This is a genomic window from Micromonospora sp. CNZ296 (genome assembly GCF_007827635.1).
This window is the reverse complement of sequence record NZ_VISW01000004.1, coordinates 250,970-263,450: the sequence shown is the minus strand read 5'-3', so window position 1 is coordinate 263,450 and position 12,481 is coordinate 250,970. Positions and strand designations below refer to the sequence as shown.

8 protein-coding genes are annotated in these 12,481 nt (G+C 74.1%); 7 read left to right on the top strand and 1 reads right to left on the bottom strand.

The features are described 5' to 3' along the window. Window positions 1-8 precede the first annotated feature (8 nt). From FB455_RS09240 to prfA, 7 genes are all read left to right on the top strand, one after another. A complete protein-coding gene (locus FB455_RS09240; protein ID WP_013288277.1) occupies window positions 9-830 on the top strand; it encodes a polysaccharide deacetylase family protein in 822 nt (273 codons plus the stop codon). 9 nt (window positions 831-839) lie between these two features. Next, entirely contained in the window at window positions 840-2,084 is a 1,245-nt protein-coding gene (locus FB455_RS09235) for an MFS transporter (RefSeq protein ID WP_013288276.1), read from the top strand. A gap of 64 nt (window positions 2,085-2,148) precedes the next feature. Continuing rightward, entirely contained in the window at window positions 2,149-3,051 is a 903-nt protein-coding gene (gene thrB, locus FB455_RS09230; RefSeq protein WP_013288275.1) for a homoserine kinase, read from the top strand. A gap of 337 nt (window positions 3,052-3,388) precedes the next feature. Next, entirely contained in the window at window positions 3,389-5,494 is a 2,106-nt protein-coding gene (rho, locus tag FB455_RS09225) for a transcription termination factor Rho (protein ID WP_013288274.1), read from the top strand. Between the two features lie 141 nt (window positions 5,495-5,635). After that, window positions 5,636-9,061, top strand: a complete 3,426-nt coding sequence (locus tag FB455_RS09220; protein WP_145752890.1) for a phosphodiester glycosidase family protein — start codon at window positions 5,636-5,638, stop codon at window positions 9,059-9,061. Between the two features lie 356 nt (window positions 9,062-9,417). Further along, complete coding sequence (gene rpmE, locus FB455_RS09215) at window positions 9,418-9,642, top strand: 50S ribosomal protein L31 (protein ID WP_013288272.1); 225 nt, start codon at window positions 9,418-9,420, stop codon at window positions 9,640-9,642. A gap of 91 nt (window positions 9,643-9,733) precedes the next feature. Next, a complete protein-coding gene (gene prfA / locus FB455_RS09210; RefSeq protein WP_013288271.1) occupies window positions 9,734-10,822 on the top strand; it encodes a peptide chain release factor 1 in 1,089 nt (362 codons plus the stop codon). A 68-nt stretch (window positions 10,823-10,890) separates the two neighbouring features. Here prfA and FB455_RS09205 read toward each other — a convergent pair whose 3' ends face one another. Beyond that, entirely contained in the window at window positions 10,891-12,444 is a 1,554-nt protein-coding gene (locus tag FB455_RS09205) for a GGDEF domain-containing protein (protein WP_013288270.1), read from the bottom strand. Between the last annotated feature and the right edge of the window lie 37 nt (window positions 12,445-12,481).

Sequence of the window (12,481 nt, the reverse complement as noted above, 5' to 3'; positions counted from 1 at the left end):
GGGGTGCGATGGCGGGGGGAGCGGGCCGGTGGGATCGGCGCACCGTGCTGCGCCGCTCCGCGCTGCTGCTCGGCGGGGCCGTGGTCGGCTCGTTCGCGACCGCCGAGAGCACCTGGGTGGCCGATCGGAGGCTCCCGATCGCGGGCGGCCCGGCGAGCGCCACGCTCGGCAACCGCCATCAGGACGTCGGCACCGGCGGGGTGCAGGTCGTCTGGGGGGTACGCACCGAAGAGCCCCTGGTGGCGCTCACCTTCGACGACGGTCCCCGCCCACAGTGGACCCCGATGGTGCTCGACACGCTCGCCGAGCACCGCGTCCCGGCCACCTTCTTCCTGGTCGGTGAGCGGGCCCGCGAGCACGCCGCGCTGGTCCGCGGCCGGATGGACGCCCACGAGGTCGGCAACCACAGCTGGGCGCACCGCGACCTGGCCCGGATGGACGCCGCGACGGTCTACGACGACCTGCGCCGCAGCCACGACGCGATCACGGCGGCCACCGGCTCGGCGCCCCGGCTGCTCCGCCCGCCCTGGGGGCACCTCGGCGGGTCGGTGCTGTACGCGTCGGCCCGGCTGGGCTACCGCCTGGTGCTCTGGACGCTCCAGATGGTCGAGAGCGAGTTCCCGCACGACCCGGCCGGGCACGCCCGGCGCATCGTCGCCGACGTGCGCCCCGGCACGATAGTGCTCGGCCACGACGTCGGCAACGACGGCCGGCTCGTCGCGCTCCGCGGCCTGCCCGACATGATCGGCGGTCTGCGGGCCCGGGGATACACCTTCGTCACGGTCTCCGACCTGCTGCGCCGCGCTGCCGCGCCCGGGGCGGCCCGGTAGGGTGCCCGCGTGTCACCCACCCTCTCGGTCCTCGTCCGCAACCGCGACTTCCGCCATCTGTTCCTCGCCGAGCTGGTGGTCTTCGGCGCGGACTGGTTCGTCATGGTGCCGTTGCTGGTGCTGCTGCCCGACCTGACCGGCAGCGGTGTCTGGGGCGCGCTGGTGCTGGCGGTGGACACCGGCACGACCGCGTTGCTGCTCCCGTACGCCGGAACGATCGCCGACCGGTTCGACCGCCGCAAGGTGATGATGGTGGCGAACGTGGGCGCGCTGGCCGGTGTGCTGCTGCTGCTCGGCGTGCGCAGCGCCGGCACGGCCTGGCTGGCGCTGGCGGCGATCGCGCTGGTGGCGGTGGCGAAGGCGTTCTACTCGCCCGCTGCCCAGGCCGCGCTGCCGAACGTGGTCGACCCGGAGGACCTGGCCGCGGGCAACGCGGTCGCCGGCTCGGCGTGGGGCACGATGACTGTGGTCGGGGCCTCGCTCGGCGGCATCCTGAGCGCCGTCGCGGGCCCGTACGCCAGCTTCTGGGTGGCGGCAGTCGGCCTGGTCGCCGCCGCGGGCCTGGCCGCGCTGATCCGCCGGCCGTTGCAGGCGCCGCGCGACCCGGCGGCGACGGTGCCGCGCACCTGGGCGGCGATCCGCGAGGCGCTGCGCTACATCGCCCACCGCCCGCGCGTGCTGGCGCTGGTCACGGTCAAGTCGGCGGTCGGCCTGGGCAACGGCGTGCTCACCGTCTTCCCGCTGCTCGCCGGGGTGTACGGGGTGGGCGCGGTCGGCGCCGGGCTGCTCTTCGCCGCCCGCGGCGCCGGAGCCCTGGTCGGCCCGATCATGATGCGCCGGGTGCTGAGCAACAGGGCCTGGCTGCTCACCGGCCTGGCACTGTCCATGTCGTTGTACGGCCTGGCCTACCTGGGCGCCTCGGTGGTGACCTGGTTCCCGCTGGTGCTGGTCCTGGTGTTCCTGGCCCACCTGGGCGGCGGCAGCAACTGGGTGCTGTCCAACTACGCGTTGCAGGGCGAGGTGCCGGACCGGCTGCGCGGCCGGGTCTTCGCCACCGACATGATGCTGGCGACGCTCGCCATCGCGGTGAGCCAGCTCGTGGTGGCGCTCGTGGTGGACCGGGTGGACGAGCGCACCGTGCTGGCCGGCTGCGGCCTGGTCACCGTCGTGTACGCGATCGGCTGGCGGTTCGCCACCCGGCGGCTCTCGCTCACCGACCCGGTCGACGCGCCGGCCCCCGAGCGCGCCGCCTGACACGCCGGTCCCACGCTCCGGGCGGTCCGGCCGGGCTGTCGGGGTGACGTCCTAGCATGAGCCGGTGCCGACCACATTCACCCCCGGCCCGGTGCGGGTCCGGGTGCCCGCGACCAGCGCCAACCTGGGCCCCGGCTTCGACGCGCTCGGGTTGGCCCTCGGCCGCCACGACGACGTCACGGCCGAGGTGACAGACGGCGGCGTACGGGTGTCGGTCACCGGGGAGGGCGCCGGCGAGCTGCCGTCGGACGAGCGGCACCTGATCGTCACCGCCATGCGGGCCACATTCGACGCGTTCGGCGCGCAGCCGGCCGGCCTGGCGCTGGAGTGCGTCAACCGCATCCCGCAGGCCCGAGGGCTCGGCTCGTCGTCGGCGGCGATCGTGGCCGGGGTGCTGGCGGCCCGCGCGCTGGTGGCCGACGGCGACCGGCGGATGGACGACGACGCCGCGCTGCGACTGGCGGCCGAGCTGGAGGGGCACCCGGACAACGTCGCTCCCTGTCTGCTCGGCGGCTTCACGATCGCCTGGACCGAACCGGGCGGCGCGCGGGCGGTCTCGCTGCCGGTGGCGCCGGCCGTGCACCCGACCGTGTTCGTGCCCGCCGAGCGCGGCCTGACCTCGGTGGCCCGGGCGGCGCTGCCCGCCACCGTGCCGCACGCCGACGCGGCGTCGAACGCGGGCCGGGCGGCCCTGCTGGTGCACGCGCTGACCGCTGATCCCGCGCTGCTGCTGCCGGCCACCGTCGACCGGCTGCACCAGGAGCAGCGGGCGCCGGGGATGCCCGCCACGGCGGCGCTCGTCGGTGAGCTGCGTGCGGCGGGTGTGGCGGCTGTGGTCAGTGGGGCGGGGCCGACGGTGCTGGCGCTCTCCGAGGTCCCGGCGGGATTCCAGGCGGGAACAGATTGGCGCCGGTGGGAGTTGCCGATAGATGTCAGCGGTGCCCGGGTCATCCGGGGTAGACTTTGACACGCCGAGCGGGGCCCTGTTGCCGCAGGTCGGACGAGGCGATTACGCTCTAGACCTAGCACAGCCGCGAAGCATGCGATCTTCCTGCGGTTCGGCGCACCCCCGAAGCTCTCGGCGGTAGCCCGTCACCCCTGCTCAAGGCCCACGCCGCACCGCAGTTTCCACAGGTCGCCGCAGACGGCGAGACCTGCTCACCGATGGTGGTGAGTTGGGAAACCACCGGCTGCTGTGTCACAGACTCCCGCGACGCGTCCATGCGAGGCGGGTGCACCGAGGCCGCCCGGCCACCTGGTTCCACGACTCCGGGCAGCCCCGGCCTATCGAGGGAAGGAATCCATTGAGCGACACCACCGACGTGACGTCGGATGTTTCCAACGTCGCTGGCGATGCCACCACCGCCGCCCCCACGCGCCGCCGGCGGAGCGGCACCGGTCTGTCGGCGATGCTGCTGCCGGAGCTGCAGAGCCTGGCCGCGTCGCTCGGCATCTCTGGTACCGCTCGCATGCGCAAGGGCGAGCTGATCAGTGCTATCACCGAGCGGCAGCAGGGCGGCGCGGCCGGAACCCCTCGACCGCGAGCCGAGGTGGCGGCTGCGTCCGCTCCCGCCCGTGAGGAGGTGCACGCGGAGGTCCGTGAGGAGCGGGCCGAGGCACGCCCCGCCGAGCAGGCGCCGGCCGCCGAGGTGACCGAGGGTCGTACCCGTGGTCGCCGCAGCCGGGCCGCCGCCGCGACCACCGAGGCGCGACCGGCCGAGGCGCCGGCGACCGAGGCGCGTCCGGCCGAGACGACGCGCGCCGAGGAGGCGCCCGCCGAGACCGGTGAGCGCGCCGAGCGTGGCGGTGACCGGGCCGAGCGCGGTGAGCGCAACGAGGGCCGGGGCCGTGAGCGCGGCGGTGACCGGGCCGAGCGTGGCGCCGAGCGTGGCGGCGAGCGGGCCGACCGTGGCGAGCGCGGCGGTGATCGGGCCGAGCGCGGTGAGCGCAACGACCGTGGTGAGCGCAACGACCGTGGTGACCGTGCCGAGCGTGGCGACCGGGCCGAGCGTGGCGACCGCAACGAGCGGGGCGAGCGCGCCGAGCGCAACGACCGGAACGAGCGGAACGACCGGGGCGGCGACCGTAACGACCGCAACGACCGTGGTGACCGCAACGACCGTGGTCAGCGCGCCGAGCGGGACAACGACGGCGACGACGACGGCGAGGGCGGCGGCCGGCGGGGCCGGCGCAGCCGGTTCCGGGACCGTCGCCGCGGCCGCGGCGAGCGGGGCGAGGGCGAGAGCGGTGGCGGTCGCGAGCCGCAGGTCGGCGAGGACGACGTGCTCGTCCCGGTCGCCGGCATCATCGACGTGCTCGACAACTACGCCTTCGTCCGGACCACCGGCTACCTGGCCGGCCCGAACGACGTGTACGTCTCGATGTCCCAGATCAAGAAGTACGGCCTGCGCCGCGGTGACGCGATCACCGGCGCCGTGCGGGCCGCACGGGACGGCGAGCAGCGGCGCGACAAGTACAACCCGCTGGTCCGGCTGGACACCATCAACGGGATGGAGCCGGACGAGGCGAAGCGCCGGCCGGAGTTCTACAAGCTCACGCCGCTCTACCCGCAGGAGCGCCTGCGGCTGGAGACCGAGCCGCACATCCTCACCACCCGGGTGATCGACCTGGTCATGCCGATCGGCAAGGGCCAGCGGGCGCTCATCGTGTCGCCGCCGAAGGCCGGTAAGACGATGGTGCTGCAGGCGATCGCGAACGCGATCACCCGCAACAACCCGGAGTGCCACCTGATGGTGGTGCTGGTCGACGAGCGGCCCGAAGAGGTCACCGACATGCAGCGGTCGGTGAAGGGCGAGGTCATCGCGGCCACGTTCGACCGTCCGCCGCAGGACCACACCACAGTGGCGGAGCTGGCGATCGAGCGGGCCAAGCGCCTGGTCGAGCTGGGGCACGACGTGGTCGTGCTGCTCGACTCGGTGACCCGGCTCGGGCGGTCGTACAACCTGGCGGCACCGGCCAGCGGCCGGATCATGTCGGGTGGTATCGACTCCACCGCGCTCTACCCGCCCAAGCGCTTCCTCGGCGCGGCGCGCAACATCGAGAACGGCGGTTCGCTGACCATTCTCGCCACCGCGCTGGTGGAGACCGGATCCATGGCGGACACGGTCATCTTCGAGGAGTTCAAGGGCACGGGTAACGCCGAGCTGAAGCTGGACCGGAAGATCGCCGACAAGCGGGTCTTCCCGGCGATCGACATCAACCCCTCCGGCACCCGCAAGGAGGAGGTCCTGCTCGCGCCGGAGGAGCTGGCGATCATCCACAAGCTCCGCAAGGTGCTGCACTCGCTGGACTCGCAGGCGGCGCTCGACCTCCTGCTGGACCGGCTCAAGCAGTCCCGCACCAACATCGAGTTCCTGATGCAGATCGCGAAGTCCACTCCGGGCGAGTGAGCTGACGGATCCGACGAACGAGGGGCACGGCCGCATCGGCCGTGCCCCTCGTCGCGTACCGGGCCGCAGGCCGTGAAGTTTTTCTACGGTTAAGCCGCTAGGTATTGAAACTTCTGTTCACCGTCGGGTTGACTGTCGTCCATGCGAACCCGCAGTCGACCCGCCCGCCTCGCCGGCGTCCTGCTGCTGACGCCGTTGCTGACCCTCACCGCGCCGGCACCGTCCGCCGCCACTGCCGCGCCGTCGGCCGTCGCGCCGCCGGGCACCGCCGCCGAGGACGCGCCACGCGCCTCGTCCCGCCCCGACTCCGCCGTCGCGCTGGCCGGTGTGGAACCGGCCGGCGGCCTGGAGACCGCCAAGACCACCCGGCCGGTCGCGCCCGGCCTCGACCTGACCTCCTTCGACAGGTACGACGCGGCCGGCTGGCTGCGCGCCGACGCCCTCACCGCCGACCTGGCCGGCGGGCTGACAGTCGACTACGTGAACTCCGGCGAGGTCACCAAGGACGAGCCGCTGCGCGCCGCGGTGGACCGGTCCCGTGCCGTCGCGGCGGTGAACGGCGACTTCTTCGACATCAACAACTCCGGTGCCGCCCAGGGCGTCGGCGTCCGCTCCGGCGAACTGGTGCAGTCGCCAGTCGCCGGGCACCCCAACGCCGTCGGGATCAGCGCCCAGGGCATCGGCCGGGTCGTCCAGGTCGGCTTCGAGGGCACCGCGACGCTGCCCGCCGGGCCGGTGCCGCTCACCCAGTTCAACAACATGGTGCAGCGCGACGGCGTCGGAGTGTTCACGCCGCTCTGGGGCTCGTACACCCGCAAGCGGGCCGTGGAGGGCGCGGCCCGGACGGTCGAGGTGACGCTGACCGGCGGCCGGGTGGCGACCGTCGCCACCACGGCGGGCGAGGGGCCGATCCCGGCCGGCAGCACCGTGCTGCTCGGCCGCGAGGCCGGCGCCGACGCGCTCGCCGCGCTGCGTCCCGGCGACGCGGTGGACCTGACCTGGCGGCCGCGTGCCTCCGACGGCGGTGACCTGCGCGCCGCCGTGGGCGGCGGCAACGTGCTGGTCCGCGACGGCGTGGTGCAGAGCATCGCCGACGCGTCGCTGGCCCCGCGGACCGCTGTCGGCTTCTCCGCCGACGGCCGCAAGATGATCATGCTGACCGTGGACGGCCGGCAGGTGGACAGCCGGGGCGTCACCCAGACCGAGATGGGCCGCATGATGGCCGAGCTGGGCGCCGCGAACGCGCTCAACCTCGACGGCGGCGGCTCCTCCACGCTGCTCGCCCGGGAGCCGGGCGCGGCCACGGTCCAGGTGGAGAACAGTCCGTCCGACGGCAGTGAGCGGCCGGTGCCCAACGGGCTCGCCGTCTACGCGCCGAAGGGCAGCGGCCGGCTCACCGGCTACTGGCTGGAGACCGCCAGCGACCCGACCGCCGCACCCGGTGTCGCGCCGGTGCGCGGCGGCCGGCCGGACCGGGTCTTCCCCGGCCTCACCCGCCGGCTCACCGCCGCCGGATACGACGAGACGTACGGCCCGGCCGCCGGCGAGCCGCGCTGGCACGCCACCCACGGCCGGGTCGACGGCGACGGCGTGTTCCGGGCCGCCGTCCCCGGCCGCAGCACCGTCACCGCCGCCCGCGGCCGCGCCCGGGGCACGATCGAGCTGACGGTGCTCGGCCCGCTCGCGCGCATCGACGGCACCGTCGACCGGGTCGGCCTGGACCGGGCCGGCGACAGCGGCCTGTTCGGCGTCGTCGGCTACGACGCCGAGGGCAACACCGCGCCGATCGAGCCGGCCGACCTGAGGCTGGAGTACGACAGCGACCTGCTCTCCGTCACCCCCACCGCCGACGGCAACCTGTCCGTCACGGCGCTCGCCGCGACCGGCTCGGCGCTGGTCACCGCCCGGGTCGGCAACCGCACCACGGTCCTGCCGGTGACCGTCGGGCTGACCGACGTGCCGGTGGCCGGGTTCGACGACGCGGCGTCCTGGAAGTTCAGCCAGGCCCGCGCCTCCGGGTCGGTCGCACCGGCCGACGGGCACACCGGGAGCGGGCTGCGGATGTCGTACGACTTCAGCCAGTCCACCGGAACGCGGGCCGCGTACGCCGACCCGCCCGCCTGGATCGACGTACCCGGCCAGCCGCAGGCGTTCGGCATGTGGATCAAGGCGAACGGGACCGGCGAGTGGCCCAGCCTGCACCTCCACGACGCGCAGGACACCCAGTTCGTGCTGCGCGGCCCGTACCTGGACTGGACCGGCTGGAAGTACGTCGAGTTCGCCGTACCGCCGGGCGTGCAGTACCCGGTGCGGGTGCGCCGGTTCTACGTCGCCGAGACCGACCCGGCCGAGCAGTACCGCAGCGAGGTGGTGATCGACGACCTGGTGGCCCGGGTGCCGCCGGACGTGCAGGCGCCGCCGGAGCCGAACCGCACCGACCGGGTGGTGGTACGCGACGGCACGGTGGACGGGGCGCCCTGGCGCTTCGCGGTGCTCTCCGACGCCCAGTTCGTCGCCGCGAACCCGGACAGCGACCTGGTCGCCCGGGCCCGCCGTACGCTGCGCGAGGTCCGCGCCGCCCGGCCGGACTTCCTGATCATCAACGGCGACTTCGTGGACACCGCCTACCCGGCGGACTTCGCCCTGGCCAAGCGCATCCTGGACGAGGAACTGGACGGCCAGGTGCCGTACCACTACGTGCCGGGCAACCACGAGATCATGGGCGCGCCGATCGACAACTTCCGCAGCGTCTTCGGGGACACCTCGCGCGTCTTCGACCACCGGGGCACGCGGTTCCTCACGCTCAGCACCGCCACCGGCTCGCTGCGCGGAGGCGGGTTCGACCAGGTGGAGCTGCTGCGCCGGACGCTCGACCAGGCCGCCGCCGACCGCTCGGTCGGTTCGGTGGCGGTGCTCTTCCACCACCCGCCGCGCGACCCGAGCCCGGCCAAGGCGAGCCAGCTCGGCGACCGCAAGGAGGCGGCGCTGGTCGAGCAGTGGCTGGCCGACTTCCAGCACCGCACCGGCAAGGGCGCGCTGATGGTCAACGGTCACGTCGGCACGTTCCACGCCGACCGGGTGGACGGCGTGCCGTACGTGATCAACGGCAACTCGGGCAAGGACCCGTCCACCCCGGCGGCGCTCGGCGGGTTCACCGGCTGGACCGAGTTCGGGGTGGACCCGGTGACGCCGGGGGAGGCCGAGCGGGCCCGCCGTGACCCGCTGGCCGAGGGACCGCGGTGGGTGAGCGCGGAGATGCACGCGCACGTCGACCGGCTCGCGCTGACCGCACCCGCGCAGGTGCCCCGGCGTACGCCGGCCGACGTCACGGCCTCGCTCACCCAGCCGAGCGGCCGGCAGGTGCCGGTGGGCGCGCCGGTCAGCGCCGACTGGTCCGGTTCGCCGAACCTGCACATCGGCGGCGCCGCGGGCGTACGTCCCTGGCACGCCGCCCGATTCGACCCGCTGACCGGCAAACTGACCGCCCTGCGCCCCGGCGCCCAGGTCCAGCTGACTGTGACGGTGAACGGAGTGAAGGCCGAGGCCCAGGTGACCACCACCCCGTAACCCCCGGGCCCTGCCCCCGCCCCGCCCCGGCCTTCGCCCACCTGGCTCTCGCCCCGGTGATCATGAAGTTGACCTGGACAAAAGCGACAGGAAATGCCGCTAACTTCATGATCGCCGGGGCAGGCCGGGCCCGGGTCGGCCCGGCGCCCCGGGTCGGTGGGGGAGTGGGTGGGGTGGGGATGGGAATGCTGACGGGTGGGCCGGCGTTGGGGGTGGCGGACCTCCTGTGCCGGGTGGAAGATGCCCGTGGCAGACTGGTCAATCGGCCACCGGTTCCGGTTCACGCCCGAGCCCGTCGTGACGACGGGGCGCACCGACGGCGACCCGGCGACCACCGACGAAAGGACCGAGGCGACATGAAGCCCAACATCCACCCGGAGTACGTGACCACCGAGGTCCGCTGCTCCTGCGGCAACACGTTCACGACCCGCAGCACCGCCAAGGGCGGCGCCATCAGCGTCGAGACCTGCAGCGCCTGCCACCCGTTCTACACCGGTAAGCAGCGCGTGCTGGACACCGCCGGCCGGGTCGCGAAGTTCCAGCAGAAGTACGCCAAGGTTCAGGCCAAGAAGGCCAAGTAGCTCCGTCGACGACGCCCGTGTCCGGCTCCTGCCGGGCACGGGCGTTCGTCCGTTTGCGCCGGTTTCATCTCCCCCAAGGAGCATCCGCAGCATGAGCAGTGAGCGCCTGGCCGCCCTCCTCGACGAGTACGCCGAGCTGGAGCGGCGGCTGGCCGACCCGGCCATCCACGCCGACCAGGGCACCGCCCGGCGGGTCGGCCGTCGGTACGCCGAACTGGTCCCGCTGCACAAGGCGGCCGGTGAGCTGGAGCAGGCCCGCGCCGACCTGGCCGCCGCCCGGGAACTGGCCGCCGAGGACGCGACGTTCGCCGTCGAGGCGGACACCATCGCCGCCTCCCTGCCGGCCCTTGAGGAACGGCTCGCGGAACTGCTCATCCCGCGCGACCCGCACGACGCCAAGGACGTGATCGTCGAGATCAAGGCCGGCGAGGGTGGCGAGGAGTCCGCGCTGTTCGCCGGTGACCTGCTGCGGATGTACACCCGGTACGCCGAGCGGCACGGCTGGGTCACCGAGGTGATCGACGCGCAGGACTCCGACCTCGGCGGCGTCAAGGACGTCTCCCTGGCGATCAAGAGCAAGGGCGTCCCGGAGGGCGGCAACGGCGTCTGGTCCCGGCTCAAGTGGGAGGGCGGTGTGCACCGGGTGCAGCGCGTCCCGGTCACCGAGTCGCAGGGGCGGATCCACACCAGCGCCGCCGGCGTGCTGGTGCTGCCCGAGGCGGAGGACGTGGACGTCACCATCGACCCGAACGAGCTGCGCATCGACGTGTTCCGCTCGTCCGGCCCCGGTGGGCAGTCGGTGAACACCACCGACTCGGCGGTACGGATCACCCACGTGCCGACCGGCATCGTGGTCTCCTGCCAGAACGAGAAGTCGCAGTTGCAGAACCGGGAGCAGGCCATGCGCATCCTGCGCGCCCGGCTGCTGGCCGCCGCCCAGGAGCAGGCGGACGCGGCGGCGTCGGACGCCCGCAAGGCGCAGGTCCGGACCGTGGACCGGTCCGAGCGGATCCGCACCTACAACTTCCCGCAGAACCGGATCACCGACCACCGCATCGGCTACACCGCGTACAACCTGGACCTGGCGCTGGCCGGCGAACTGGACGGGGTGCTCGACGCGCTGGCCGAGGCGGACCGCGCGGCCCGGCTGGCCGGCGAGACCGAGCTGTCCCGCCGCTGACCGCCGGGGGTGTTAAGCGGGGGCCCTTCCTCTACCGGAGGCGTTAACAAGGGCCCCCTCCTTACCGCTCAGCTCGCCCGCAACCGCGCCTTGGCGCGCAGCATCTCCCGGTCGGCCAGCTCGAACGCGGCGCCCAGCGCCTCCCGGACGCTCACGGTGGTGCTGCCGTCGACCTCGGCGAAGCCGATCGTCACCCCGACCGGCGTGCCCGGGACCAGGGACTCCCAGTCCTCGGTGCGGACGGCCGCCTCGATCCGGCGGGCCACCTCGACCGCCTCCGGCATGCCGGTGTCGGGCAGCACCACGACGAACTCGTCGCCGCCGTAGCGCGCCACGAAGTCGCCCCGCCGCATCACCCGGTTGATCACCCCGGCGACCCGTTGCAGCACCAGGTCCCCGGAGTGGTGGCCGTGCCGGGTGTTCACCGCCTTGAACCCGTCGAGGTCGCAGACGCCGATCACCACCCGCTCGCCCCGGGACACCACGGCGCCCAGGTAGCGCTCCAGCCGGCGCCGGTTGGGCAGGCCGGTGAGCGGGTCGGTGAGCGCCTCGCCCTCGTACCGGGCCGCCTCGCGGCGCATCTCCTCGTGGTCGATCCGGGCGGCGATGCCGTCGATGTAGACGTCCCGCAGCCGGTCGCTGCGCCGCGCCGCCAGCCGGAACGCGTGCCGGTCGGCCCGGTGCGCGCCCGCGTGGTCACCGGCCCGGGCCAGCGCCACGCTGCGCAGCCGGGGTGCCTCGGCTGCGCCGAGCGTCTCGTCGGATACCCGCAGCGAGTCCAGGCGGGTGACCGCCTCGATCGGGCGGCCGGCGGCCACCGCGAGGCAGACCTGACCGAGCTGGCGCAGGTCGCGGGCGCGGGCACTGTCACCGCCGTGGCCGAGCAGCCGGTTCGGGTCGGCGTCCCCGGCGGACTCCACCCGGTCGCCGAGCGCGGCCCGCCGGGCGGCGGCGTAGCCGTACGCGGCCAGGCTGCTCGGGCGCAGGTTGCCGGCACCCCCGCCGCGCAGGAACCGGGCGAGGTCACCGGCGACGTCGCGCAGCACCCGCAGGCAGCCGTCGCTGTCGCCGTTGTGGTCGAGCGCGACCGCGTTGCGCAGCCGGATCCCGGGGGCGGCGAACGTCTCCTCGGGGATGCCGACGCTGAGCCCGACCTCCCGGGCCCGCTCGATCGCGCCGAGCGCGTGGCCGTGGAAGCTCAGGTACGAGTACGCCATCGCCAGGTCGTGCCAGCCCCAGGCGGTGTCCCGGTCGGGCGTGTCGTCGGCGCTGAGCGCGCGGGCGGCCCGGACCAGGTGCATCACGCATCGGTCCAGCGCGCCCTGGTGGTGTGCGGCGAGCGCGGCCAGCGCGTTGAGGTGCCCGTGCAGGTAGGGCTCGGTCAGGTCGCGTACGGCGGCGGAGGCGTCCTCGACGGCCCGGGTGAACTCGGCGGTCCGGCCGAGATTGATCAGCGCGGACAGGCGTTGCACGAGCGCGTCGGCGCGGGCGTACGGGTCGTCGGTGGTGCGGATGACGCGGTCGAGCAGGGCACACGCCTCCGCGGACCGGCTGGCCTCCTGGAGTGACCGAGCGCGTCGGAGAGCGTCAACCTGGTCCTCGACCTGGTCGAGCCAGCCCACTCGCGACCTCCCTGCGGTGTGCGCCCGGACGCACCCG

Bases quoted from the DNA above. Each gene is read 5' to 3' on its own strand.
- FB455_RS09240 (WP_013288277.1), top strand. From the start codon at position 9: ATGGCGGGGGGAGCGGGCCGGTGGGATCGGCGCACCGTGCTGCGCCGC.
- FB455_RS09220 (WP_145752890.1), top strand. From the start codon at position 5,636: ATGCGAACCCGCAGTCGACCCGCCCGCCTCGCCGGCGTCCTGCTGCTG.
- rpmE (WP_013288272.1), top strand. From the start codon at position 9,418: ATGAAGCCCAACATCCACCCGGAGTACGTGACCACCGAGGTCCGCTGC.
- prfA (WP_013288271.1), top strand. From the start codon at position 9,734: ATGAGCAGTGAGCGCCTGGCCGCCCTCCTCGACGAGTACGCCGAGCTG.